A 25617-nucleotide genomic window follows, 5' to 3' on the forward strand; every position below is an offset into this window, starting at 1 on the left:
CCGGCTCATGTCCGGATTGGCGGCCGAAAAAATAATTTCGTCACAGATCGCGAAATCTGTTCGTCGCTGCGACAATCGCGGCGGCAATATCGGCATTTGCAGTGGAATGAGCCGCTTTTGGCAGCACCACAAGCTCCGCGCCCGGCCACGCGCGGTCAAGTTCCCATGCGGTGACAAGAGGGGCCTCTATATCGAAACGTCCGTGGATGAGGATCCCCGGAATGCTGGCGAGGCGACCGGCATTCTTCAGCAGTATCCCGTCCTCCAGCCATGCATCCTCCCGGAAATAATGAGTGATGATGCGAGCGCGCGTCAGAAGGTAGCGCGGATCGGACCAGCGCCGCGGCAGGCCGGCAGGATCGGCAAGGAGGATCGTGGCCGCTTCCCATTCATGCCAATCGCGCGCCGCCTTCAGCCGTACCTGCTCATCGGGATCGTTGAGCAGCTGATGGTAGGCGTTCACCCGGTCGAGGTCGCGGAGTTCTGATGGCAGCGCCTCGCCGAAACGATGCCATTCCTCTGGAAAGAGCGGCGCCATGCCACGATAGAGCCAGTCGATTTCGGAGCGCCGTGTCGTGGTGACACCGGCAATGACAATGCCGCTGACATGATCAGGATGGGATTGCGCATAGGCAAGCGCCAGCGTCGAGCCCCAGGAATTGCCGAAGATGGTCCACTTCTCAACGCCGAAGAGGGTTCGCAGTCTCTCAATATCCGCGACGAGATGGTCAGTCGTGTTGCGGGAGAGGTCGGTCGCGGCGTCGGCGGCGTTCGGCAGGCTGCGACCGCAATTGCGCTGATCGAAGAGGACGGTGCGATAGACAGACGGATCGAAGTAACGGCGTGATGCGGTGGAACAGCCGGAACCCGGTCCGCCATGCAGGACGAGCGCAGGCTTGCCCGCGGGATTGCCGCAAGCTTCCCAATAGATGAGGTTGCCGTCCCCGGTATCGAGCAGGCCGTGATCGTAAGGTTCGATTTCAGGAAACAGGACTGACATTGACCGCGCCATTCGTTGAGGCGCGCTGTATCTTTCGAGTTTGTGACGGAGAAATGACGGACGTAGGATTTCAGGTCTCTGCCGTACAGGATGCATGGGCGGCAGGGGCCGATTCCGACCTCCGCGCGGAAATCTCAGGCGAAATGAAATTGACATTTGCCAGGGCGTGTCTGAACTGGCTATGCAGCCTATTCATCCTATGCAGGCCACACAGTATCGGCCGGAAGATCGGCTCCGCTTTCCACGCAAGGGGCGCCTGGAACGATGAAAGCGGCGTTTGTGAATCCGAACGGGCGCACGGCGCTCTGACCGGGAAAGGTGCTGGACTAGAGGAATTCGCGCAATGTTTCGCGCGACTGGACCGACAGGAACTCGATCGCAACGCCTTCCGAGAAGTGGCGGACGACGCGGCCACGCATGTTGCCGAGACGAACGGGCGTGCCGAGCGGCGGACGTACCTCGCAATCGATGGCTGCGCCCGAGAGCGAAAGGTCCATGATGCGGCAGGCATAGCGTGTGCCGTCATCGAGGGTGAGTTCGGTCTTGGTCTCGCGTGGCGTCAGACGATCATGACGGCGATCTTCCGGCAGGCCGAGCTCGTGTTTGTTGGCGAGCCAGGTAAGCTGGGCCGCGAGCTTCTCGCGCTTACGCTCCGTGGCGTTGATCGACATTGTGAAACCACGCATGTCGACCGTCTGCACATGACCTTCGACGCGGCCGAGATGGTCGATATAGGCGACGACGCGTTCGTTGGCGCGCGGGCGGCCGGAGCAGGTGACATACATGTCGCCGGGCGACATATCGATCACCATGCACTCGAATTCCTCGTAGTTCGCAAGCATCAGGCGGCCCTGCATGTTGATGGGCACGCGCTGGAACACTCCCTGTTCAGGGCGCTGCGCAGGTCGGTGCGTCTGAGCGGTCTGGAACGAGTGCATCAAAGGGCTTCTTCATGAAATCGCTATATCCAATCCTTATCCGCAATCCATTAACAGAAGGTTGTAGAAGCCAACCGCGGTATAACCCTAAAGTACTATGGGATACCCAGGCAATTGACCCGAAACGGGACAATCAGCGGGCGTCCGTGCCATGCAGGAAATGCGACATGGCACGCACGACCCGACTGAAAGTACCATGTTTTTCGGCAGTGATTTCGACTGGGCCACGAGGCTCGGCCTGGACCGCGCGGGCGAACATGTCGTGCAGCAGGCGGCTGCGGTCGAGGGCGAGAAGCTCCAGCGGCACGACCTCCAGCCAACTCGCGGCAACGGCAGGCGCGATGGCGCCAAGCAGTCGACCGCAGCCGCCTTCGGGCGAGCGCAACGGCATTAGAATGATCTCGAAGGCCGCGTGATGGCCGGCGATGCTGTAGCCGGTCGCATTGAAAAGCGTCGGGATGGCGTGATCCATGACGCCCGCTGCCGTCCTTTCAATATCCTCCTGCTGACCGTTGGCCCACAAGGCGGAAAAGCGCTCGCTGCCTAGGTCGCGGCCGAAGAGATCGCAGATCTTCGTTCCGGCGAGGCGGAATCGGATATGCCGGTCTGCCTTGGTCTCCAGCATGAAGAGGCTCGACAGGAGATGACGGATCGCGCGGGGCTCGATCTGCGTTTTCAAGGGCGCATCATGTTCACCGCGCAGAGCATTCCAGTAGTCGAAAATATCGATCGTGGTCTGAAGGCGCATGACACTGTCTCATTTCGGTTCATTGGCGGGCGGTTTTCGCCCCTTCACCTTCTACCTTGCGGATTTCATGCCAAATCCGGTGGGTTAAGGTTAAGAAACGGTTCCGCTTGAGCGGAGAGGCCCATCATGAGACTGTCTATTCATGACTTCGAACAGTGAAGTTCTGCACAAGACTGCCAGAGGAAGGATCATCCCTAGAGCGCCGTGCGTCCATTCGGACGCACAAAGGACGCTCTAACTCTCTAAACGGGAGCATCGTGCTTTCCGAAAATCGATTTCGATTTTCGGACCGATGCGGGGGGGAGCCCAGGCACGCCGTCCGGCCAAGTCCGGACGGCTTTTTTTTTGAAGCCCGCTCCTGTATGGCTGAGGCCTCCAACGAGGCGAGAAGCGCATGAACGAAAAGATGTCCGGGCCTGATCAGGCAGTTGAGCCTTCGCGGCCCGAACCGCCGGCCCGGCCGCCGCGCCAGCCGGTCTTCAATCTTCCGCCGCCACTCGTGGCCACGCTGTTGCTTCTGATCCTGATTTATGCCGTGCAATCGCTTCTGCCGGTCGATTGGTTCAACTGGTTCCTGTTCAGCTTCGGCTTCATTCCGCTGCGTTATGCGGTTTCGCTCGCAGAGCAGGGGCCAGAACTCTATTGGACGCCCGTCACCTACTCGCTGCTGCATGGAAGCATCGAGCATATCGTCTTCAACGGGCTCTGGCTGATGGCTTTCGGAGCGCCGGTCGTGCGCCGCATCGGCACGGCGCGTTATATCATCTTCTGGATCCTTTCCTCTGTCGCCTCGGCGGCACTGCATGCGGCCCTGAACTGGGGAAGCGAGGGGCTGCTCATCGGGGCTTCGGGTGTGGTGTCCGGCCTGATGGGTGCGGCCTGCCGCTTTGCCTTCCCCTCCGGCCGTCAGATGTTCGGTCCCGCGCATCTCAATCCACGGCTATCCGTGCTGCAGGCGATGCAGAGCCGCACGGTGATCATCTTCATGCTGTTCTGGCTGGTCGGCAACGCGTTGATCGCCGTCGGCATCCCGCTTGTCGGCGACGGCAGCCAGGAAATCGCCTGGGATGCGCATATCGGTGGTTTCGCCTTCGGCTTCCTCCTCTTTGCGCTCTTCGACCGGAAGCCGCCGGAGGAGCATTTCGAGGTGCCTTTGCCCGGCGACGAGTTGCAATCCTGAGCCAAGAAGTGCACCATTGACCTATTCCGCGATGGGAGGAGAGACCGCCGCGGAGCCTGTGTTTCCGAAGTGCTTCATTTCGCCATGGGAGGTCCAAATGGCCAGTTCCGTCAAAGCAATACTCGATCTGAAAGGTCGCAACGTCGTTACCACCGAGCCGAACACCACGGTCTCGGAAGCGGCAGCGATTCTCAGCAAGAAGAAGATCGGCGCGATCGTCGTTGTCGGCATGGAAAACAAGATTTCCGGCATGTTCACCGAGCGCGATCTCGTGCATGTCATTGCAAAATACGGCAAGGACGGGCTTGACCAGACGCTTTCCTCCGTCATGACCTCGAAGGTGTTGCGCTGCAATGAACAGACCTCGGTCAACGAGCTCATGGAGCTGATGACGAGCAAGCGCTTCCGCCACGTACCGGTCGAAGCCAACGGCAAGCTCGTCGGAATCGTCTCAATCGGTGACGTCGTGAAGTCGCGCATCGCCGAAGTCGAGCGCGAGGCTGAAGATATCAAGGCCTATATCGCAAGCTGAATAACTCGTTGTTCTACGCAATTCCGGACGCAAAACCGCTACACACTTTTGCTGGAATTGCTTGGGCGTCAGGGATGCCTGGCGTAGATTTCCTGCATGCGCTGCAGTTCGGGCAGCCTTGCCCGAGCCTCTTCATAGCCACGTTCGATGGCTTCCCCGGCGCGGTGGAATTCCGACAGGCCGATATCCGACAGGCGCGGCTGCAGCGAAACGTCAGGCGGATCGCCGGCAAGGCGGGCACGCGCAATACGATCCTGAATGATGTTGAAAGCCTGCACCATGACGCCGGTCATGCCGAGCCTTGCAGCATAGGGCGCGTTCTTCTGCTGCTGCACCTCGGCAGGCGAGAGGCTGGCATTGTGGCGCACGACGGCGGAACGGCCGTAGAGATCATAGTTGAGATTGACGGCGACGACGAGCGGCTGTTCGTAGCTGCGGCAGACCGAAACCGGCACGGGATTGACGAGCGCGCCATCGACCAGCGTGCGATTATTGCTGCGGACCGGCTCGAAGATGCCGGGCAGGGCATAGGATGCGCGGATGGCCGTGATCAGCGAGCCGTTGGCGATCCAGACCTCGTGCCCAGTGTTGACTTCGGCGGCGACAGCGACGAAGGGCTGGTCGAGATCCTCGATCGTCAGGCCTTCCAGATGTTCCTGCATGCGCTTGGTCAGCCGCATTCCGCCGAAGAGGCCGGAACCGCCGATCGTCAGATCGAGAAGGCTTGCGATGCGGCGCATGGTGAGCGAACGGGCGAAATCTTCCAGCTCGTCCAGCTTGCCGGCCAGATAACAACCGCCGACGAGCGCGCCGATCGAGGTGCCGGCAATCATGCCGATTTCGATTTTGGCCTCATCGAGCGCGCGCAGCACGCCAATATGTGCCCAGCCGCGTGCAGCCCCGCCGCCGAGCGCCAATGCGAGCTTTGCTTTCTTTTCGGATGGGGATTGAACTGGGGGAATGGCCGTATCCTGAAGCGCTGCCGTGCCGGAACTACCGCCTTCGGCGCTTTGACGGTGCATATTCCAGCCCAGCATGGCGTTCCTCCCTCCCGGCAGAACACTCGGATTGCTAATTAGTCGCCCCGAACCCTTACTAAATTGTACATAGAGGCGACTTGTGTCGCAATAAGGGGCAGGCGGCCGGGATTCGGGCTATTTATCGTAGACATCCTTGGGGTCGAAGTGCAGATCGTCATCGATGATGGTCAGCATCGGCTTTCCATCTTCGAGCGTAATTGTGCGGTAGAAGCAGGAGCGGCGGCCGGTATGACAGGTGGCGTCGTGGCCGGCAACCTCCACCTTGAGCCAGATGGCGTCCTGATCGCAATCCGTACGGATTTCCTTGACGGTCTGGAGATTGCCGGAGGTTTCGCCTTTCTTCCAGATCTTGCCGCGCGAGCGGCTGAAATAGTGGGCGATGCCGGTCTGGATGGTGAGCGCCAAAGCCTGCGCATTCATGTGGGCGACCATAAGGAGTTCGCCGTCGCCGGCATCGGTGACGATAGCCGTAATTAGGCCGCGATCGTCAAAGCGCGGCGTAAAATCGCCGGCATCCTCCAGCTCGGATTTGTCTTCCGACGGCTGATTGAAAATCAATTCACTCATGGCGGCCTTCCTGAGGGAGCCGGTATCAGCGGCCCCTTACCATTGTCATGAATCGGACTTGATCGGCCGGTTCACTCTTGAACGTTCCTGTAAAGGTTGTCGTCAATGTGGTCGAGCCCTGCTTCTGAACGCCGCGCATGGCCATGCACATATGTTCGGCTTCGATCATGACGGCGACGCCGCGCGGACGCAGCGTTTCGTCGATGGCCTTGGCGATCTGCGAAGTCATCGTCTCCTGCGTCTGCAGGCGGCGACCATAGATTTCAACGACGCGGGCAATCTTGGAAAGGCCGAGAACACGACCGTCAGGCATATAGGCGACATGCGCCTTGCCGATGATCGGCACCATGTGATGTTCGCAATGGGAGAAGAAGGGGATATCCTTCACCAGCACCATGTCGTCATAGCCGGCAACCTCTTCGAAGGTCCGGCCGAGCACATCTTCGGGGCTCATTTCGTAACCGGCAAAGAGCTCGCGATAGGCCTTGGCGACACGGGCAGGCGTATCCAGCAGGCCTTCACGTTCCGGATCGTCGCCAGCCCAGCGTAGCAGGACGCGAACGGCATCCTCTGCCTCCTGCTGGGAGGGGCGATTGGTTTCACGGGCGGTCTGCGGAAAATTCTTGACGATGGCGTCCATATTCAATGGTCTCCTGGCCCGCAACGCGGACCGTATTCGGACTAGCCACTGGTACCCCAAGAGGGAATTCTTGCACCTGGCAGGCTCCGGGGCTTTCCAGGCTCCTTCCTCGAACCCTTCCGGCACGGTTTCCCAATCAATCTCATCAGAGGCCATTGCATTTTCATGGCCCTCGAACGACATACATATAGGAAGACGACCCGGCTATGTAAGTATTCTGTCGTGAGACTGTGTGTTTTTTGTTTACACGACAATCACATAGGAATTAGCGTCGTTTCAGGCGTTTTGGAGCCAAATCCGTCATGGATGATATCTATAACAGCAAAATTCTCGAATTTGCCGGCAATATTCCGCTGACTGGAACGCTTGAAGACGCCGATGCGAGCGCACAGGCACATTCCCGTCTCTGCGGCTCGAAAGTACGCATCTGGCTGAAGATGGACGGCGATACGATCAGCGCCTTTTCACATGATGTGAAGGCTTGCGCGCTCGGCCAGGCCTCCTCCTCGATCATGGCCCGCCACGTCGTCGGCGCGACATCAGGCGAAGTGCGCAAGGCGCGCGAAGATATGCTCGCCATGCTGAAAGCAGACGGCGAGGGGCCGGATGGACGATTTGCCGATATGCGCTATCTTCTCCCCGTGCGTGATTACAAGGCGCGTCACGCCTCCACCATGCTGACTTTCGACGCGGTCGTCGACGCCATCGGCCAGATCGAGGCTCGCCGCGCCGAAGCCGTCGAGGCGTGAACCATGTGCGAATTCTGCTTGCTGCGTGAAGAGGAAGAAGAGGGTGGGGCGGCGGCACCAAAGCCTCGTCCAGCGCCGCGGCAGAAATTTTCCCGCAATTACCGCGGACCTTTCCGCAAGACACCGGACCGCCTTTTCGGAATGGGGCTGATTCGTCTCTATCAGCTGACGCTTTCCGGCTTCGTCGGCAACTCCTGCCGGCATATCCCCACCTGTTCCGAATATGGCTATGAGGCTATCGCCCGCCACGGGCTCTGGGCCGGCGGCTGGATGACGCTCTTTCGCGTCGGCCGCTGCTGGCCGGGAGGGACGAGCGGTCTTGACCCAGTTCCTGACAGTCTCGACTTGCGCTTCCGCTGGTTTACGCCCTGGCGCTATTTTGCACTCGGGCGCAAAGCGGGGTAGGTGCCATGACGATACCCGGCGAATACAGGCGTGCCTCCGAAGATTTCGAGCGCTATCTCGACGACGTCAGAAGGCACACGCTGATCGAAAGCCGGAATGTCGTCTATACGATGACGCAGGGTGTCTTCCAAACATTCCGGCGCCGGCTCGATACTGCCGATGCCCTGCGGTTCGCCGACATATTACCTCCGGTGCTGCGTGCAATCTTCGTCGCCGACTGGAATCCTGACGAGACTAAGCATTCCTTTGAAGACCGCGAAATCATGACGCGCGAAGCACAGTCACTGCGCGGTGACCACAACTTTTCTCCCGATACCGCGATACGCGATGTGGCAACGGTTCTACGCAAACATATTGATGCAGCGGCACTGGAACGCCTGCTGAAAACCCTTCCTGAGGGAGCGGAGGAATTCTGGCGGCCATGAGCACCTTTATCGCACTTCTGCACAGTATTGTCCTGACATCCGAGCGTCGCGTGATCATGGAGGATCTGCGAAAGCTTGCCGAAGGACTCGGCTATCGTGAGCCGCGCACGCTGGTCTCGACCGGCAATCTCGTCTTCGAGGCGGATGAGGTGCGGCCACATGAAGTCGAAGAACGCCTCGAGGAGGCCTTCGAGGAAAAGTTCGGCAAGCATGTCGATATCATCGTGCGCAGCGAATGCACATGGATGGCCCTATGCAGCGCCAATCCGTTCAAGGACGGCAAGGGCGACCAGGTGATCGTGCGCGTCAACAGACTGCCGATCGATCCGCAAAAAGTCGAAGCGCTGAAGCCGCTTCTTTCCGAAGGGCAGCGGATGGAGTTGATCGGCTGCGATCTCTGGATTGATTTCCACGGCAAACCGAGCCAATCGAAGCTGCTGTCAGCACTTAGCACCAAACGCATGGGTGTCGGCACGCTGCGCAACTGGAACACGGTGCGCGGGCTTTTCGAAATGGTGGTCTAGCGCCTTTTCCTTTACTCAGGCACCAAATATCAGTATCAGGCGGCAGCGCATTCCCGAGCGGATGACGCTTCCGTTTCAACCACCCGCATTCGTTGGCGGGACTGGACAAGGAGAATTTCGATGTCCCAATCCGTTTCCCTGACATTTCCCGATGGTTCGGTCCGCAGCTTCCCGGCTGGCGCGACCGGCAAGGATGTCGCCGAATCCATTTCAAAGTCGCTTGCCAAGAGTGCCGTCGCCATTGCGATCGACGGCACCGTGCGCGACCTTTCCGATGCCGTCACCGACGGCAAGATCGAGATCATCACGCGCAAGGACCCACGCGCTCTGGAACTCATCCGCCATGACGCCGCACACGTGATGGCCGAAGCCGTGCAGGAACTGTGGCCCGGCACGCAGGTGACGATCGGCCCCGTGATCGAGAACGGCTTCTATTACGACTTTGCCAAGAACGAGCCTTTCACGCCGGACGATCTGCCGAAGATCGAAAAGAAGATGAAGGAGATCATTGCTCGCAATGCTCCCTTCACCAAGCAGATCTGGTCGCGCGAGAAGGCCAAGGAAGTTTTTGCCTCCAAGGGCGAGCAATACAAGGTCGAGCTCGTCGACGCCATTCCCGAAGGGCAGGATCTGAAGATCTACAATCAGGGCGAATGGTTCGACCTTTGCCGCGGCCCGCACATGGCCTCCACCGGCCAGATCGGTACCGCCTTCAAGCTGATGAAGGTTGCCGGCGCCTATTGGCGCGGCGACAGCAACAACGCCATGCTGTCGCGCATCTATGGCACGGCATGGGCTGATCAGGCCGATCTCGACAACTACCTGCACATGCTGGCGGAAGCCGAAAAGCGCGACCACCGCAAGCTCGGCCGCGAAATGGACCTGTTCCATTTCCAGGAAGAGGGCCCGGGCGTCGTGTTCTGGCATGGCAAGGGCTGGCGTATTTTCCAGACTCTCGTCGCCTACATGCGCCGGCGGCTCGCCGTCGACTATCAGGAAGTCAACGCGCCGCAGGTGCTCGACACCGCACTCTGGGAAACCTCCGGTCACTGGGGCTGGTATCAGGAAAACATGTTCGCCGTGAAATCGGCACATGCCATGACGCATCCGGAAGACAAGGAAGCGGATAACCGCGTATTTGCGCTGAAGCCGATGAACTGCCCCGGCCACGTGCAGATCTTCAAGCATGGCCTGAAGTCTTATCGCGAGTTGCCGATCCGTCTCGCCGAATTCGGTCTCGTGCATCGCTACGAGCCGTCGGGCGCGCTGCATGGGCTGATGCGCGTACGCGGCTTCACCCAGGACGATGCGCACATCTTCTGCACCGACGAGCAGATGGCTGCCGAATGCCTGAAAATCAATGACCTGATCCTGTCGGTCTACGAAGACTTCGGCTTCAAGGAAATCGTCGTCAAGCTTTCCACTCGTCCGGACAAGCGCGTCGGCACGGACGCTCTCTGGGATCGGGCGGAATCAGTCATGACCGATGTGCTGAAGACGATCGAGGCGCAATCCGAAGGCCGTATCAAGACCGGCATTCTGCCGGGCGAGGGCGCTTTCTACGGGCCGAAGTTCGAATATACGCTGAAGGATGCCATCGGCCGCGAATGGCAGTGTGGCACGACGCAGGTCGACTTCAACCTGCCGGAACGTTTCGGTGCCTTCTATATCGATAGCAATTCCGAGAAGACGCAGCCTGTCATGATCCATCGCGCCATCTGCGGCTCGATGGAGCGCTTCCTCGGCATCCTGATCGAGAACTTCGCCGGCCATCTGCCGCTGTGGGTTTCGCCGCTGCAGGTCGTCGTCGCCACCATCACGTCCGAAGCTGATAGCTACGGCCAGGAAGTGGCGGACGCGCTGCGAGACGCCGGCCTCCATGTCGAGACCGACTTCCGCAACGAGAAGATCAATTACAAGATCCGCGAACATTCCGTTACGAAAGTTCCCGTCATCATCGTCTGCGGCAAGAAGGAAGCGGAAGAGCGCACGGTCAATATCCGCCGCCTCGGCAGCCAGGAACAGACGTCGATGTCGCTCGATTCGGCGATCGAAAGCCTTGCCCTGGAGGCAACACCGCCCGATATCCGTCGCAAGCTCGAGGCAAAGAAGGCGAAAGCTGCCTGATCGATCGCTTCTGAACAATGACAGCGCCGGCCGGGCGCTGTCAGAAATGCGACATGTAACCGTTATATAGCCGCCACAAACAGGGACGGGTTCATCCCGACAAGCATTCAGTGCGCTTCAAAGAGCTTTCCTACGCGAACGAACGGGATCCACGGTTGAAGCGATGGCTCATCCGCTCCATCGAGGGGCTTTCGGGCCGTGACCGTTACGTGCGGCTCTATGACATCTGGCGCTCTGATATCGTCGGTAAGAGCGACCGCGTCTTCGGCAAGATGCTCGACCTCATCGATGTCGAGATCAGCGTGAAGGGCAATTGGCCGCTGGAGCCGGTGCCGGCCGAGCCGATCGTCATCGTTGCCAATCATCCTTTCGGCATCGGCGATGGCATTGCGGTGCTGGCGCTTGCCGAACAGCTCGGCCGCCCGTTCCGCGTGCTGATCCATAACGATCTTCTCAAGGTGCCAGAAATGGCGCCTTACTCGCTACCGATCTCCTTCGAGGAGACCAAGGAAGCGATGGCGATGAACATGAAGAGCCGGCACGAGGCGGTTCGCCTCCTGAAGGAAGGCACGACGATCGTCGTTTTTCCAGCTGGTGGTGTCGCCACCGCCAAGAAAGGCTTCGGCCGTGCCGAAGACCTGCCGTGGAAGATGTTCCCGGCAAAGCTCATCCAGGCGGCGCGTGCCAGTGTGTTGCCGATCTATTTCGAGGGCCAGAACGGTCGTCTCTTCCATCTTGCCAGCCGCGTCTCGATGACGTTGCGCCTGTCGCTGCTCATCCGCGAGTTCCGCCGCCTTTCCGGCACGACGATAACGGCGCATGTCGGCAAGGTCCTGTCCTTCGAAGAATTGAGCAGCGGCAGCGACCGCAAGGATCTGCTCGCCCGTCTCTTTGACGCCGTCTTCTCGATGGCGCCGAGGAAGAAGGCCTTCCTCAAGCGCGCAAGCTGAAATTTCCCGATATTGCAGAGGCGGTGTCAGTCGAGGCTGTCGCCGTCGCTGTTGTTCTGAAGATCGTCGTATGAGGGCAGGGATTGCTGCGGTGGGATGGTGCCGCCCGGCTGGGGCACGCCCTTGGGTGCCGCCGCAGTCTGTCCCGACGGCAGGGCCGTGGCAGCAGGGGCAATCGGCTGCTGAGCCTGCTGGTCCTTCATCAGCACTTCGACATCAGTATTGACGCCGGCAGCGACCGTGAAGTCACGCTGGTAGATCTTGTCCTTGTTGCGGGCGACAGCCGTATACTCGCCTTCAGACAGGACCATGGTCGGAAAGGCGCTGACACTTTCGCCGACGCTATCGCCTGCCGCCGTCAGGATCGACCAGGCGGTATCGGCAATCGCTTCGCCGCCCGTTTCCGACACGAGCTTGAAATTGATCTGTGCAGCCCTGTGCTGGATGGTCGCTTCGGTGAGCTTGCCGGCCTCGACCTGGATATCGGCGCGGATGCTGGCGTTGACATTGCCGTATTCGGAAACGATGTGGTAGGTGCCGGCATTGAGGCGAACCACGGTATTCGGCGGCACGTCGGCCATGACGAGGCCGCGCTCGCCGTCGTCACGCACCTCGGCAGAATAGATCGAGAAGCTCAGCTGATCCGGGCGAATGCGGACATCGGAACCGGAAACCGCATTGAGCAGCAGGCCACCGGCATCGAGCACCATCACCTGCTTGTCGACCCGGCCATCATCCGGCACCGTCAGCTTCTTCGTCACGCCGGCGCGGCCGAAGGAGACGTTGACGAAATAATCGCCGGCAGCGAGCTGGAAGGCTGCCGAGCCGCCCTTGGAGCTGGCGATAAGCGGCAGCTTGCCATCGGTTCCGGCGACTGGGCTGAATACATACCAGGTAAGCCCGTCCTCGACAGGCGCACCATCGGCCGTGAGCTTGGCTTCCAACGAAACGTCGCGGAGGCGGACACCTTCCTGTGTCGAACCCGGCGCGATGAACGCGTTGAGCTTCGGCATTTTCGGCGTCGATTCAAGCTGCTTGAATTCCTTGAATGCATCCTGAGCAGCAGCGCCAAACGGCGTCAGCATGAGAAGCGCAATAGCAAGGCCGATCCGTGCAAAAGGCAAAATGCCAAACATCCTGTTCGTGAACCGATTGACTTCTGAAATCGCAGAGTCCACTTCAAGACCAATGCCATGGCAAATTCAAGACCTATGGCCACCCTCTGCATACAAATGAGAGTTTCTCCCGTATGAAATCCGACATCAAGCTGATCGATTATCTCGCCGTGCGCCGCTCCATCCCCGCGTTCCAGATGTGTGAGCCGGGACCGGAAAGAGCTGAAATCGAAGAAATCCTGCGCCTTGCTTCGCGCGTTCCCGATCACGGCAAGCTCGCCCCCTGGCGCTTCATCGTCTATCGCGGCGAAGAGCGCGTACGGCTCGGCGGAGAGCTGCTGAAGCTCGCACTCGAAGCCAAGCCAGACCTTTCCGAGGAAATGATCCAGGTGGAGCGCACCCGCTTTACCCGTGCGCCCGTCGTCGTCGGCATCGTCAGCAAGGCCGGCCCGCATATCAAGATCCCCGAATGGGAGCAGATCATGTCGGCTGGCGCGCTCTGCCTCAACGTCATCCTGGCTGCCAATGCGCATGGCTATGTCGCCAACTGGCTGACGGAATGGTTTGCCTATGACGAGCGCGCCTATCCGCTGCTCGGCGTCCAGCCGGGTGAGAAGGTTGCCGGCTTCATCCATATCGGCTCCAGCACGTTCCCGCCCGTCGAGCGTCCACGCCCCGAGCTGACCGAGACGGTCACCTGGGTCGGCGGCGAAGTGTGATGTTCTATACGACGGATACTAACCAGCACGGACTGGCGCACGATCCCTTCAAGGCGATTGTCGCGCCGCGCCCGATCGGCTGGATCGGCAGCAAGGGCAGGGACGGGTCGATCAATCTCGCACCCTATTCCTTCTTCAACGCGGTCGCCGACAAGCCGAAGCTGGTGATGTTTTCGTCGAGCGGGCACAAGCACAGCCAGCGAAACGCCAGGGAAACCGGCGTCTTCACCTGCAATTTCGTCAGCCGCAATCTGGCGGAAAAGATGAACCTTACCTCAGCCGCCCTGCCTTATGGCACGAGCGAATTCGAATTCGCCGGATTGACGCCAAAGCGGGCGGAATTGATCGATGCGCCCTATGTGGCCGAGGCTTTCGCCGTGCTGGAATGCAGGGTGACCGAGATCATTGAGCCGAAGACGTTGTCTGGTGAGGCGACCGAAAATGTCTTCGTTTTCGGGCAGGTCATCGGCATCCATATCGATGAAGCCATCATCAGAGATGGCCGGTTCGATGCGGCATTGGCGCGGCCGGTCGCACGCATGGGCTATATGGATTATTGCGAGGGCAGCGACGTCTTCGAAATGTTCAGGCCGAAAGTCTGACAGCTGCCACGTAAGGGCGGATAAATCCTAACGGATATGGTGAACCAATCATAAACTTTTTCCGGCTACCGTCCTCGTATTGAGTAGGACGCGAGGGAATCGCGTCCAGTGCTGGGGCGTGGTCGTGATCATTGAGGCATTTCTTCGTTGGGCCGAAACGGCCAAGGCCGCTGATAGGGCGGCCGCTGCAAATGCTCTTGGACGAGTCTATCTCAGATCCGAAATGTCAGACGAGCGGCGCGAGGCGGCTGAAAAGGCGATGACCTATCTGCTCGATGACCCGTCGCCGCGTGTGCGACTTGCGCTCGCCGAAGCGATCGCCTGGGCGCCGCAGGCGCCACGCAACATCATCCTTTCACTCGCCGAGGATCAGCCTGAGATCGCCTGCCATGCGGTGACCTGCTCGCCACTGCTGACGGATGCCGATCTCGTCGACCTCGCAGCACGCGGCAGCGGCGCAACGCGCATGCTGATTGCGGCGCGCGCCCAGGTGAACCGTCCGGTCTCGGCAGCTCTTGCGGAAGTCGGTGACGAAGATGAAGTTCTCTGCCTGCTGGAAAATGATGGTGCTGCGATCTCCGCCCAATCGCTGAAGCGCATCGCCGAACGGCTTGGCGATGTCAGCGATATCAGAAACCTGCTTCTCGACCGCAACGACCTGCCGGCCGATGCACGCCAGCTTCTGACCCAGCATGTCAGCAATGCACTCGTCGGCCTGCCGCTGGCACAGGCTGCGATCGGCCTGCAGAGGCTGCAGCGCATCAGCCGTGAGGCGACGGAAGCGGCAATCGTTTCCATTGCGGGCGACATCGCGCCGATCGAGGTTCCTGACCTCGTCGAACATCTCCGCCTGAACGACCGGCTGACGCCATCCTTTCTTATGCATGCGCTCTGCAGCGGCAAGGTGGAGTTCTTCGCCTGCGCCATCGTCAATCTGTCGGGCTGCAGCGATCGCCGCGTGCGGGCCATTCTGGCAACCGGCCGTATGCACGCGGTGCGCGCGCTCTATGAATCCGCCGGCCTGCCGCGCGATATCAGCATCATATTCGTGGAAGCGACGCTCCTATGGCGTGATGCGTCGCGTAGAACACCGGCCTCGGTGCTCGGCAGCATATGTGGGCGTCTGCTCCAGAGATTCGATAGCCGGATAGGGCAGCACGATGCCGTTGGCGAACTGCTCGACATCGTGGAGAAGCTGCATGTGGCCGAGCAACGCCGTTCGGCTCGCGTCTATGCGTCGCTTGCGGCCGCCTAATCGGCAAACCGCGCTGCGGCCCAGGAATAGCTTGCGGAGACGAAATGCAGCGGCTTGGTCAGCGTGTTTTTCACATCCTGGCCGGACGGAAAATTGGCGCGAACGCGCCCAGCAATATTGTCCACAAAACCGCCGAGACCATTCCGCTGTTTCGTCAACTCGGGCGCTCCGACAAGTTCCAGGCTAGGAGCCGGCTTAGGCGGTTCGGCAGCGGCCAGCGACTTCGGCGCTTCGCAGACGGCGATGACTGTCGGATAGCTGGCATTGGCATAGGTCTTCAGCCGCTGCTCGGCCTCGGCATCGCAGGCGACGACGGTTTCCCAGTGTTTGTCCACCGTGGCGACGTAATTGCATTGGCTGACGGAATCGTCGCAACCGAGGATCGTCATGGCGATGAGGACGGCTTGCATATTCTGCCTCCATGGCTATTGAGCGTGCCATCATCTTCGAAAGCTGAATTTCAACGGAATGAAGGCAAGGCCACCAACTCATCGTCAGCCAAACAAAAATTGCGTGGCCTTCACAGGAACTGGAGTGAAAATGTCCGTCACCATTGCCCTCGAACCGCCGCGTCAGGATGGCGTCATCCGCCTTCTCGATCTCTCGGATGCCTATGCTCAGTCACTGTATCCGCCTGAAAGCAATCACCTTGTCGATATTTCCACGCTCGAGAAGCCATCCGTGAGCTTCCTCGTGGCGCGTAATGGCGGCGAGATCGTCGGCTGCTGCGCGCTGGTCGAGGCGGGCGACGGAACGGCCGAGATCAAGCGCATGTTCGTCGATCCGGAGGCGAGGGGACTGAAGGTCGCAAGCCGGCTGATGGACCGGCTGGAAGAGATTGGCAGGGAAAAAGGGCTCGTGGCAATCCGTCTGGAAACAGGCATCTACCAGCCGGAGGCGATCGGCCTCTACAGGAAGTATGGATATCTTGAGATCGAGCCTTTCGGCTCGTATCAGCCGGACCCGCTGAGCCTTTTCATGGAAAAGCGCCTGATCGCGTAACGGCCTTCGACTGGCGGGAGATCATTCGGCAGCGCGATGCACCGGCGGCGCCTGTTCGTCGAGGACGATTTGCGGGCCTGCATCGGCGGTACGGACTTCATGTATCCATTCGCGCCAGATCGCGACCAGCAGGGCCATCAGCACCGGGCCGATGAACAGGCCGAGAAAGCCCATCGTCTTCACACCGCCAACGAGGCCGAAAAAGGTTGGCAGGAAAGGCAGTTTGATCGGTCCGCCGACGAGCTTCGGACGCAGTGTCTTATCGACGACGAAGAGTTCGACGGTGCCCCAGACGAACAGGCCGATGCCGGCGACATGCGCGCCGCTCGCGAGTAGATAAACAGAGACGAGCGTGAAGCAGAGCGGTGCTCCGCCGGGGATCAGCGCCATGACGCCGGTCAGCACGCCAAGGGTGACCGGCGAGGGAACACCGGCAATCCAGTAGGCGAGGCCGAGCACGATGCCTTCGCCGATGGCAATCAATGTCATGCCCATGACCGTCGAGCTGATTGTGGCAGGCACGACACGGGAAATCCGCTCCCAGCGGTTCGGCAGGATACGCTCGCCGAGCATGTCGATCTGCTTGGAGAAGGAGAAGCCGTCGCGATAGACGAAAAACAGCGCGATCAGCATGAAGAGCAGCGTCAGAAACAGGTGGAAGGCGCCGCCGCCGGCAGCCAGGACCGCGCGGTAGATACCGCCGATATTGGCGCCGCTGACGGCCTGGATGAGCTCTCCCATCGTACCGGGGCTGCCGATATATTTCGTCCAGAGCTCGTCGAGATAGGGACCAGCGAGCGGCAGCGCGATAATCCATTGCGGCGTTTCAGCGCCGAAGCGATTGGCATGGATCGCCCATGCGACCCAGGTGCGTACTTCGCCGGTCGTATAGGCGACCGCAAGGCTGATAGGAATGACGAGAAAGGTGATGATGAGGATGATCGCGATCGTGGCGGCGACCGTCGTATTGCCGCCGACGCGGGCAAGGAGCTTGCGGTAAAGCGGCCAGCTCGCAAAACCGATGACGAGGGCTGCCAGTATCGGCACGACAAAGCCGTAGAAGAAATAGACGCCGGCGGCAGCGACGAGTACGAGCAGCCAGCGGGCAGCCGAAATCGAGGGGATCAGCGGCGTACGTATCGTCGCCGACGGCCCCAGCCATCGCGGCTCGATATTGGTTTTCTGACGATCAAACACACCCACGCGCGCCTCTTTTTATTGTTGTCCTGTTTTATGGGCTATGAACCGGGCGGATTCAAGGTCCGCCCGGATAAAGCGTATACAGAGCGTGGTTGTCTCAGCCTCTGATCGCCTCGTGATTATTAGGGCCGACGGTTGATCTTGAAGGCATAGAACTGCGTCTTCTGGCCAGTCGAAAAGTTATTGTCCGAGCCAAGGACCAGGACGCCGGTGCCGTCCTTCGCCTTGCCAATCGCCATGGCCTCGATGTTATCGGGCGTCAGGCCGATGGCGCGGAGATCCAGCACTTGGCTCTTGCGTACTGGGACAACGCGCTGGTCGGTCTTGACAAGCGATGTGATGCCGGAAACATCGGTTGCACCGTCAAGGTCCATCATGAACAGTTTGACGTTGTTGCCGAAGCCCTGCGCATAGCTGCGTTCGACGGCGAGCAGGCGGTGATCGTCAAGAGCGATCATTTCCGAGATGCCGTTGTCGTTGCCGCCGTCGGGTTTGCTGGCAGCCTGCGGGATCGGCGACACCGTGTAGACATATTGTGCCTTCGGTTCGCCGGTTGCGCCGTCATAGCGAATAATGCGCGACAGGCTACCGGTGGTCAGGTTCGGGTTCGGGCCATCCTGATAGAGGGCTGCTTCGACGCCCACGAAAACGTCACCGGACGGAGACACGGCGAGATCCTCGAAAGCGAGGTTGTCGCGGATGCCGGTCGACCTGTCGGCGGTCGGTGCAAGTCCGTCAGGCAGCTTGAACTCGCGCACGAAGGCGCCGTCCGGCGAGGTGACCCGGACGAAGGGGGCGATCAACGCCTTGCCGTCGCCTTCGCTGCCCCAATAGATGCCGTCCTTGCCGAGGCGGATGGATTCCGGATCGACGGTGCGGATGGCGAAGGGCTGGCCGTTCTTGTCCTGGAAGATGGTGTGCTTGACGATGGTGACGCCTTTCAAGCCGGCGGCGCTGACATCGATATCGAGATCGTAGAAGCGGGCGGGGGCCTTTTCGGAGCGGTCATCGCTGATGGCGATATAGTGGCCGGTGGCAGCATCGAAATCGAGGCCGGAAATGCCGCCGAATTCGACACCATTTTCCATCTGGCCGGTCGGGATGACGAATTCACCAAGATAGGACAGCGAAATAGCCGCTGCGCAATCACCGAAGGGGCAGGCGGTCTCGACTGTCGCACCAAGATCGGTGGCATAGACGGAGGCGGTGCTGGACAGGAGAACAAGTGCGACAGTCGCAAGAAAACGCTTGGTCATGGCAAATATCCGGCAAAGGGTTGAAACAAAACGGCCGGCGCCTACGAAACCCTCGGGAGAGGCCTCAAGCGCCGGCCGTTCTATTGCGCCGGTAATTTGACGGACTTGTAACGGTTCTTCGTCAGTTCGATGAATTCGCTGTGGCTTAAATATCCAAATCTTCCGCGAAAGCCGCACGTTCCTGGATGAAGCGGAAACGGGCTTCGGCCTTGGTTCCCATGAGGTCGTCGACGGCATTGCGCGTGCCCTCGAAATCCACCTCGTCAATTAGTACCCGCAGCAGCGTGCGCTTGGCCGGATCCATGGTGGTTTCCTTGAGCTGGGCAGGCAGCATTTCGCCGAGACCTTTGAAGCGACTAATCTCGATCTTGCCCTTGCCCTTGAATTCCGTCTCCATGAGCTCGGCGCGGTGATCGTCGTCGCGGGCATAGGCGGACTTTGCGCCCTGCGTGATCTTGTAGAGGGGCGGCACGGCGAGGAAGAGGTGGCCGCCGCGCACCAGCTCCGGCATTTCCTGATAGAAGAAGGTGATGAGCAGCGAGGCGATGTGCGCACCGTCCACGTCGGCATCGGTCATGACGATGATGCGTTCGTAGCGCAGGTCCTCTTCCCGGTATTTCGAGCGCGTGCCGCAGCCGAGCGCCTGGATGAGATCTGATATCTGTTGGTTGGCCGACAGCTTTTCGCGGCCAGCGCTGGCAACGTTGAGGATCTTGCCGCGCAGCGGCAGGATCGCCTGGTTGGCGCGGTTTCGCGCCTGTTTGGCGGAGCCACCTGCCGAGTCACCCTCGACCAGGAAGAGCTCGGCGCCTTCGGCGGTGTTCTGCGAGCAGTCTGCAAGCTTGCCGGGCAGGCGCAGCTTGCGAACCGCAGTCTTGCGGTTGACTTCCTTTTCCTTGCGGCGACGCAGGCGCTCTTCGGCGCGCTCGATCACCCAGTCGAGAAGTTTTTCGGCTTCGGCCGGATTGTCGGCGAGATAATGGTCGAAGGGGTCGCGCAGCGCGTTTTCGACGAGGCGCTGAGCTTCGACGGTCGCAAGGCGATCCTTAGTCTGGCCAACGAATTCCGGCTCGCGGATGAAGACCGAAAGCATGCCGACCGCGGAGATCATCACGTCATCGGTGGTGATCTGCGCGGCGCGCTTGTTCTGCGTCAGCTCTGCATAGCTCTTCAGGCCCTTGGTGAGCGCGACGCGCAGACCCGCTTCATGCGTGCCGCCTTCGGGCGTCGGAATCGTATTGCAATAGGAGTGGACCTGCGGATCGCCGCCATACCAGGTGATCGCCCATTCCAGCGCGCCGTGGCCGGCGACCTTCTCGCTCTTGCCGGCGAAGATTTCGCGGGTGACCGTGAACTCCTTGCCCATCGTCGCCTGCAGATAATCCTTCAAGCCACCCGGGAAGTGGAAGACGGCCTTGTCGGGCACGTCAGATCCTTCCGGAAGCACGCCTGGATCGCAGCTCCAGCGGATTTCGACACCGCCGAAGAGATAGGCCTTGGAGCGAGCCATGCGGAACACACGGCCCGCATCGAACTTCGCATGCTCGCCAAAGATCTGCGGGTCGGGATGGAAGCGAACCTTGGTGCCGCGGCGGTTATGCACGTCACCCAGATCTTCGATCCCGCCCTGCGGCAGGCCGCGCGAGAAGCGCTGACGATAGAGCTTGCGGTTTCGCGCCACCTCGACTTCGAGATAATCCGACAGCGCATTGACGACGGAGACACCGACGCCGTGCAGACCGCCCGAGGTCTCGTAGGCCTTGCCGTCGAATTTGCCGCCGGCATGCAGCTTGGTCATGATGACTTCGAGTGTCGACTTGCCGGGAACCTGCGGATGGTTTTCGACTGGAATGCCACGGCCGTTATCTGTCACCGTGAGATAGCCCTGGATGTCGAGATGGACATCAATGAAATCGGCATGGCCGGCCACTGCTTCGTCCATCGAGTTGTCGATGACTTCGGCAAAGAGGTGGTGCAGCGCCTTTTCGTCGGTGCCGCCAATATACATGCCCGGGCGCATGCGCACCGGTTCCAGACCTTCCAGCACGCGGATCGAGGATGCGCCGTAATCATCGCCGTTCGAAGCCGCAGGCGCCGGGCGAGGGGTGGCGGGTGCCGCGGGCGCAGCAGGCTTCGCAGCCTCCTCCTGCTTCTGCGTCAGGGGCATTCCGGAAAAGAGGTCGTTGCTATCTTCCATGGAACCGTTCAGATCTTATTCTCGTGAAGGGCCGCTGGCCCACAATATCAGCATTCGGCATCGCGTTTGCGAATCAGGGGGATTCTGACAGAAAGCGCCCCGATACGCGACGCGCCCCGTATTTGCGGAGCTTTTCAAGATGTGATTTGCGTTGCCGGGCGACGAATGGCAAGTCGCGGCAGCTCTCTGGGAACCATCTCGATGCCGATGTCCACAAGTCATTGCACCATAATCACAGCAATTGCGGCCTTTTTCCTGTCCGCGGCCGTCGCCGCTGCCGATGCGCTTCCGCCCTACAAGGACGATCTGTTTTCGAAGCAGACGGTGTTGCAGACGGGCGATGACGGTGCCTTCGAAGTCGTTGATTACGACGAGATGCGCGACATCAACGGGCGCGACCAGATCCCTGAAAAGCGGGTGCAGCAGAAATATGTCACTCTCGGTGTGAAGAAGCTGCAGGCGGATGAGACACTCTCCCTCGATGGCGTCAGGCTCGATGTCACCAGGGTGGGACCGGCGCAGAATGCCGCCTTCACGGTCATCTTCATCCACGGCCGCGACGGCGACCGGCGGCTCGGCGCCAACGATTATACGTTCGGCGGCAATTTCAACCGGCTGAAGAATCTCGCAGCCGGCAATGGCGGCGTCTATTATTCGCCGAGCGTCAAAACCTTCGACGCCAATGGCGTCGCGGCGATTGCCGGATTGATCCGCTATGCGAGCGTCCAGTCTCCCGGCCGCCCCGTCATTCTGAGCTGTGCTTCGATGGGCAGCCAGATCTGCTGGGGCATCACGCGCGATGCAGAAAGCGTCAAGCGGCTGAAGGGCATGCTGGTCATGAGCGGTGTCTCGGACCCGGATTTCGTGAAAAGCCCCTTCTACAAAGCAAAGCTGCCGCTCTGGTTTGCGCATGGCAGCCGCGATCCAGTCTATGCTGCAACCGATCAGCAGTCGCTGTTCGACAAGCTCTACAAGACAAAATACCCCACGCATTTCACGCTTTTTGAGAGCGGCAATCACGGCACGCCGATCCGCATGATCGACTGGCGCAAGGTGCTGAACTGGATATTGGCGTCCTGAACGAGCAAATTCGACGCTGTCTGGAACTTTCAAACGATCATATTTCCCCGACGTTACGTGGGCGCTTTCCTTTGCTGCAGGCTTTTGCTAAGGCCGCCCGAATATGCGGATTTGGAGGAGCAGCATGACACCTGACATACGCCCGCTCGTGGCGGGGAACTGGAAGATGAACGGCACGCGCGCCTCATTGGACCAGATCAAGGCGATTGCCCAAGGCGTCAGTTCCCCCTTGTCGGAAAAAGTCGAAGCTCTGATCTGCCCGCCGGCGACGCTGCTTTATGTGGCAACCGCACTCGCCACCGACAGCCCGCTCGCGATCGGCGCGCAGGATTGCCACCAGAAAGAATGCGGCGCGCATACCGGCGATATTTCAGCTGAGATGATTGCCGATTGCTTCGGCACCTACGTGATCGTCGGCCATTCGGAGCGGCGCATCGACCATGCCGAGACCGACCATATGATCCGAGCCAAGGCGCAGGCCGCCTACAAGGCGGATCTGACTGCAATCGTCTGCATCGGTGAAACCGGTGACGAGCGCGACGGCTATCAGACACTCGAGGTGCTCAAGCGCCAGCTTTTCGGTTCGTTGCCGGAAGAGGCAACGGCTGGCAATACGGTCATTGCCTACGAACCCGTTTGGGCGATTGGCACCGGACTCACACCGACCGCAAAGGATGTGGAAATCGTCCACGCCTTCATCCGCGACGAACTCATCTTGCGCTTCGGCGACGAGGGCAAGGGTATGCGCGTCCTCTATGGCGGTTCCGTCAAGCCCGGCAATGCCAGCGAGTTGCTCGCCGTCGACAACGTGGATGGCGCGCTGATCGGCGGGGCGAGCTTGAAAGCCACCGACTTCCTCGCCATCTACGGCGCATACGAAGCGCTGCTCGCCTGAGGCGATTGCATATTCCTGGCCGAAGGGCTTGGAATAGCAGATGACCTCATGTAAAGAGCCGCCAGATTTCTATTTTATGTCCGTCCTGCGACGGGCAGGACTGGACCCATGCAGACAGTATTGATTGTCATCCATCTCATGATCGTGCTCGCGCTCGTTGGCGTCGTGCTCATCCAGCGCTCCGAAGGCGGCGGCCTCGGCATCGGCGGCGGATCGGGCTTCATGTCGGCCCGCGGCACGGCCAATGCGCTGACGCGCACGACCGCGATTCTCGCGACGTTGTTTTTCCTCACCTCGCTCGGCCTCGGTATCCTGACCCGTTACGAAAGCCGCCCGACGGATATTCTCAACCGTATTCCGGCAACGAGCGGCCAGGGCAACGGTATTCTCGATTCGCTGGGCGGCGGTAGCACGCAGGCCCCGGCTCAGCCTGCTGACAACAGCGGCATTCCGAATAGCGGCGCTGCTGCTCCGGCTCCGGCCGCTCCGCAGGCACCGGCTGCTCAGGCTCCGGCAACACCTGCGCCTGCTGCACCGGCAACGCAGGCACCCGCAACACCGGCTCCAGCTGCAAGCGCCCCTGCGGCGACTGCGCCGGCAGCTCCGTCGACGACTGCTCCGGCTCAGCCCGAGGCCCCGGCCACAACCCAGCCGGCCCAGCCTTCCGGCGTCCCCACGGGACAATAAGCCGGGCCATAAGATCAACCGCCGGCAGGCCCTCGGGTCTGCCGGTTTTCTTTTGTTCAGATTCCTGCGCCACGCGCCAAAAATTCCGGAAAAGAATTTTTGGGCTGGTGGAATCGTTTTTGAAAAGGTATCCGGTGACTCCCATGGCGCGATACGTATTCATCACTGGCGGCGTGGTTTCCTCCCTCGGAAAAGGAATTGCGGCCGCAGCTCTCGGAGCGTTGTTGCAGGCCCGTGGTTATCGGGTGCGGCTTCGCAAACTCGACCCCTATCTGAACGTGGATCCGGGCACTATGAGCCCGACCCAGCACGGCGAAGTCTTCGTCACCGACGACGGCGCGGAAACCGATCTCGATCTTGGACACTATGAGCGCTTCACCGGACGCTCGGCGACCAAGACCGACAACATCACCACCGGCCGCATCTACAAGAACATCATCGACAAAGAACGCCGCGGCGACTATCTCGGCGCGACCGTTCAGGTCATTCCGCATGTGACCAACGAGATCAAGGATTTCGTCACCGAAGGCAATGACGACTATGATTTCGTCATCTGCGAGATCGGCGGCACGGTCGGCGACATCGAGGCGATGCCCTTCATGGAAGCGATCCGCCAGCTCGGCAACGACCTGCCGCGCGGCACCGCCATCTACGTCCATCTGACGCTGATGCCCTATATCCCGGCCGCCGGAGAATTGAAGACTAAGCCGACGCAGCATTCGGTCAAGGAGCTGCAGGCGCTCGGCATTCATCCCGACATCCTGCTGGTACGTGCCGACCGGGAAATCCCGGAAGCCGAACGCCGTAAGCTCTCGCTGTTCTGTAACGTGCGTCCGTCCGCTGTCATCCAGGCACTCGACGTTGCCAATATCTATGACGTGCCGATGGCCTATCACAAGGAAGGCCTCGACGACGAAGTGCTGGCCGCCTTCGGCATCGAGCCGGCGCCGAAGCCGCGCCTGGACCAGTGGGAAGAGGTCTGCAACCGTATCCGCACGCCGGAAGGCGAGGTGACGATCGCGATTGTCGGCAAATATACCGGCCTCAAGGATGCCTATAAGTCGCTGATCGAAGCGCTGCATCATGGCGGCATCGCCAACCGCGTCAAGGTCAAGCTCGAATGGATCGAGTCCGAGATCTTCGAGAAGGAAGATCCGGCGCCGTATCTCGAGAAGGTTCACGGTATCTTGGTACCGGGCGGTTTCGGCGAGCGCGGCTCGGAAGGCAAGATCCATGCGGCCCGCTTCGCCCGCGAGCGCAAGGTGCCGTATTTCGGCATCTGTTTCGGCATGCAGATGGCGGTCATCGAGGCTGCCCGTAACCTCGCCGATGTTGCGAATGCTTCCTCGACCGAATTCGGCCCGACGCCGGAACCGGTCGTCGGCCTGATGACCGAATGGGTGAAGGGCAACGAGCTGCAGAAGCGCACGGCATCGGGCGATCTCGGCGGCACGATGCGTCTTGGCGCCTATAAGGCAGCGCTCAAGAAGGGGACGAAGATTTCAGAAATCTACGGCTCCACCGATATTTCCGAACGTCACCGGCACCGCTATGAAGTCAATGTCGACTACAAGGACCGGCTGGAAGATTGTGGCCTCGTCTTCTCGGGCATGTCGCCAGATGGTGTGCTGCCGGAGACGATTGAATATCCCGACCATCCGTGGTTCATCGGCGTCCAATACCATCCGGAACTGAAGTCCCGTCCGCTCGACCCGCATCCGCTCTTTGCGAGCTTCATCGAAGCGGCAACGGAACAGAGCCGACTGGTCTAAAATATGGGCCGC

The 25617-nt window shown here is 60.2% G+C and carries 27 protein-coding genes; 16 read left to right on the forward strand and 11 right to left on the reverse strand.

Annotated elements, in window-relative coordinates:
• Positions 1–40: 40 nt before the first annotated feature.
• The 3 genes from pip to FHX08_RS07560 form a co-directional block, all read right to left on the reverse strand.
• Positions 41–1000 (reverse strand): prolyl aminopeptidase, encoded by a 960-nt coding sequence (pip, locus tag FHX08_RS07550; protein ID WP_132651553.1) that lies wholly within the window; start codon positions 998–1000, stop codon positions 41–43.
• A 326-nt stretch (positions 1001–1326) separates the two neighbouring features.
• A complete protein-coding gene (locus FHX08_RS07555; RefSeq protein WP_132651552.1) occupies positions 1327–1938 on the reverse strand; it encodes a PilZ domain-containing protein in 612 nt (203 codons plus the stop codon).
• A 133-nt stretch (positions 1939–2071) separates the two neighbouring features.
• The gene (locus FHX08_RS07560) at positions 2072–2686 is read right to left on the reverse strand and encodes a PAS domain-containing protein (protein WP_132651551.1); all 615 of its coding nucleotides are present in this window, start codon (positions 2684–2686) and stop codon (positions 2072–2074) included.
• A 394-nt stretch (positions 2687–3080) separates the two neighbouring features.
• On the opposite strand from FHX08_RS07560, the gene FHX08_RS07565 reads away from it, so the two are divergent.
• Positions 3081–3866, forward strand: coding sequence for a rhomboid family intramembrane serine protease (locus FHX08_RS07565; protein ID WP_132651550.1), 786 nt, complete (start codon positions 3081–3083; stop codon positions 3864–3866).
• Between the two features lie 97 nt (positions 3867–3963).
• Positions 3964–4398 carry a CBS domain-containing protein gene (locus FHX08_RS07570; protein ID WP_132651549.1) on the forward strand — a complete coding sequence of 145 codons (435 nt, stop codon included), beginning with the start codon at positions 3964–3966 and terminating at the stop codon, positions 4396–4398.
• Positions 4399–4466: 68 nt separating this feature from the next.
• Here FHX08_RS07570 and FHX08_RS07575 read toward each other — a convergent pair whose 3' ends face one another.
• From FHX08_RS07575 to folE, 3 genes are all read right to left on the reverse strand, one after another.
• Positions 4467–5435, reverse strand: coding sequence for a patatin-like phospholipase family protein (locus FHX08_RS07575; RefSeq protein WP_132651548.1), 969 nt, complete (start codon positions 5433–5435; stop codon positions 4467–4469).
• A gap of 117 nt (positions 5436–5552) precedes the next feature.
• Positions 5553–6005 (reverse strand): phosphoribosyl-AMP cyclohydrolase, encoded by a 453-nt coding sequence (hisI, locus tag FHX08_RS07580; protein ID WP_132651547.1) that lies wholly within the window; start codon positions 6003–6005, stop codon positions 5553–5555.
• A gap of 25 nt (positions 6006–6030) precedes the next feature.
• Entirely contained in the window at positions 6031–6645 is a 615-nt protein-coding gene (folE, locus tag FHX08_RS07585; protein ID WP_132651546.1) for a GTP cyclohydrolase I FolE, read from the reverse strand.
• 302 nt (positions 6646–6947) lie between these two features.
• On the opposite strand from folE, the gene FHX08_RS07590 reads away from it, so the two are divergent.
• The 6 genes from FHX08_RS07590 (at position 6948) to FHX08_RS07615 (ending at position 11825) form a co-directional block, all read left to right on the forward strand.
• The gene (locus tag FHX08_RS07590) at positions 6948–7394 is read left to right on the forward strand and encodes an iron-sulfur cluster assembly scaffold protein (protein WP_132651545.1); all 447 of its coding nucleotides are present in this window, start codon (positions 6948–6950) and stop codon (positions 7392–7394) included.
• 3 nt (positions 7395–7397) lie between these two features.
• A complete protein-coding gene (yidD, locus tag FHX08_RS07595) occupies positions 7398–7799 on the forward strand; it encodes a membrane protein insertion efficiency factor YidD (RefSeq protein WP_132651544.1) in 402 nt (133 codons plus the stop codon).
• Positions 7800–7804: 5 nt separating this feature from the next.
• A complete protein-coding gene (locus tag FHX08_RS07600) occupies positions 7805–8224 on the forward strand; it encodes a DUF2267 domain-containing protein (RefSeq protein ID WP_132651543.1) in 420 nt (139 codons plus the stop codon).
• A complete protein-coding gene (locus FHX08_RS07605) occupies positions 8221–8748 on the forward strand; it encodes a DUF1697 domain-containing protein (RefSeq protein ID WP_132651542.1) in 528 nt (175 codons plus the stop codon). Before FHX08_RS07600 ends, FHX08_RS07605 begins: the two co-directional genes overlap by 4 nt.
• A gap of 120 nt (positions 8749–8868) precedes the next feature.
• Positions 8869–10875: a threonine--tRNA ligase gene (gene thrS / locus FHX08_RS07610; protein ID WP_132651541.1), complete on the forward strand. Its 2007-nt coding sequence runs from the start codon at positions 8869–8871 to the stop codon at positions 10873–10875.
• Between the two features lie 110 nt (positions 10876–10985).
• Entirely contained in the window at positions 10986–11825 is an 840-nt protein-coding gene (locus FHX08_RS07615; protein ID WP_132651540.1) for a lysophospholipid acyltransferase family protein, read from the forward strand.
• 26 nt (positions 11826–11851) lie between these two features.
• Here the strand turns inward: FHX08_RS07615 and FHX08_RS07620 are convergent, their stop codons facing one another.
• Positions 11852–12961, reverse strand: a complete 1110-nt coding sequence (locus FHX08_RS07620; RefSeq protein WP_132651539.1) for a hypothetical protein — start codon at positions 12959–12961, stop codon at positions 11852–11854.
• 113 nt (positions 12962–13074) lie between these two features.
• On the opposite strand from FHX08_RS07620, the gene FHX08_RS07625 reads away from it, so the two are divergent.
• The 3 genes from FHX08_RS07625 (at position 13075) to FHX08_RS07635 (ending at position 15516) form a co-directional block, all read left to right on the forward strand.
• Positions 13075–13659 (forward strand): nitroreductase, encoded by a 585-nt coding sequence (locus tag FHX08_RS07625; RefSeq protein WP_132651538.1) that lies wholly within the window; start codon positions 13075–13077, stop codon positions 13657–13659.
• A complete protein-coding gene (locus FHX08_RS07630; protein WP_132651537.1) occupies positions 13659–14261 on the forward strand; it encodes a flavin reductase family protein in 603 nt (200 codons plus the stop codon). The genes FHX08_RS07625 and FHX08_RS07630 overlap by 1 nt, the downstream gene beginning before the upstream one ends.
• A 124-nt stretch (positions 14262–14385) precedes the next feature.
• Positions 14386–15516: a DUF2336 domain-containing protein gene (locus FHX08_RS07635; protein WP_132651536.1), complete on the forward strand. Its 1131-nt coding sequence runs from the start codon at positions 14386–14388 to the stop codon at positions 15514–15516.
• Here the strand turns inward: FHX08_RS07635 and FHX08_RS07640 are convergent.
• The gene (locus FHX08_RS07640; protein ID WP_132651535.1) at positions 15513–15926 is read right to left on the reverse strand and encodes a hypothetical protein; all 414 of its coding nucleotides are present in this window, start codon (positions 15924–15926) and stop codon (positions 15513–15515) included. The genes FHX08_RS07635 and FHX08_RS07640 overlap by 4 nt on opposite strands.
• Positions 15927–16056: 130 nt before the next feature.
• Here FHX08_RS07640 and FHX08_RS07645 point away from each other — a divergent pair, with 130 nt between their 5' ends.
• A complete protein-coding gene (locus FHX08_RS07645) occupies positions 16057–16518 on the forward strand; it encodes a GNAT family N-acetyltransferase (RefSeq protein ID WP_132651534.1) in 462 nt (153 codons plus the stop codon).
• 21 nt (positions 16519–16539) lie between these two features.
• Here FHX08_RS07645 and FHX08_RS07650 read toward each other — a convergent pair whose 3' ends face one another.
• The 3 genes from FHX08_RS07650 to parE form a co-directional block, all read right to left on the reverse strand.
• Complete coding sequence (locus FHX08_RS07650) at positions 16540–17721, reverse strand: AI-2E family transporter (protein WP_132651533.1); 1182 nt, start codon at positions 17719–17721, stop codon at positions 16540–16542.
• A gap of 119 nt (positions 17722–17840) precedes the next feature.
• The gene (locus tag FHX08_RS07655) at positions 17841–18974 is read right to left on the reverse strand and encodes an esterase-like activity of phytase family protein (protein WP_132651532.1); all 1134 of its coding nucleotides are present in this window, start codon (positions 18972–18974) and stop codon (positions 17841–17843) included.
• Positions 18975–19119: 145 nt separating this feature from the next.
• Positions 19120–21171 carry a DNA topoisomerase IV subunit B gene (gene parE, locus FHX08_RS07660; protein WP_132651531.1) on the reverse strand — a complete coding sequence of 684 codons (2052 nt, stop codon included), beginning with the start codon at positions 21169–21171 and terminating at the stop codon, positions 19120–19122.
• Between the two features lie 201 nt (positions 21172–21372).
• On the opposite strand from parE, the gene FHX08_RS07665 reads away from it, so the two are divergent.
• The 4 genes from FHX08_RS07665 (at position 21373) to FHX08_RS07680 (ending at position 25605) form a co-directional block, all read left to right on the forward strand.
• The gene (locus tag FHX08_RS07665) at positions 21373–22251 is read left to right on the forward strand and encodes an alpha/beta hydrolase (protein WP_132651530.1); all 879 of its coding nucleotides are present in this window, start codon (positions 21373–21375) and stop codon (positions 22249–22251) included.
• A 124-nt stretch (positions 22252–22375) separates the two neighbouring features.
• Complete coding sequence (tpiA, locus tag FHX08_RS07670) at positions 22376–23146, forward strand: triose-phosphate isomerase (RefSeq protein WP_132651529.1); 771 nt, start codon at positions 22376–22378, stop codon at positions 23144–23146.
• Positions 23147–23254: 108 nt separating this feature from the next.
• Positions 23255–23833, forward strand: coding sequence for a preprotein translocase subunit SecG (gene secG, locus FHX08_RS07675; protein WP_132651528.1), 579 nt, complete (start codon positions 23255–23257; stop codon positions 23831–23833).
• A 143-nt stretch (positions 23834–23976) separates the two neighbouring features.
• Entirely contained in the window at positions 23977–25605 is a 1629-nt protein-coding gene (locus tag FHX08_RS07680; RefSeq protein ID WP_132651527.1) for a CTP synthase, read from the forward strand.
• Positions 25606–25617 lie beyond the last annotated feature (12 nt).

Origin of the sequence: Rhizobium sp. BK529 (assembly GCF_014194105.1) — a bacterium.
GTDB lineage: Bacteria > Pseudomonadota > Alphaproteobacteria > Rhizobiales > Rhizobiaceae > Rhizobium.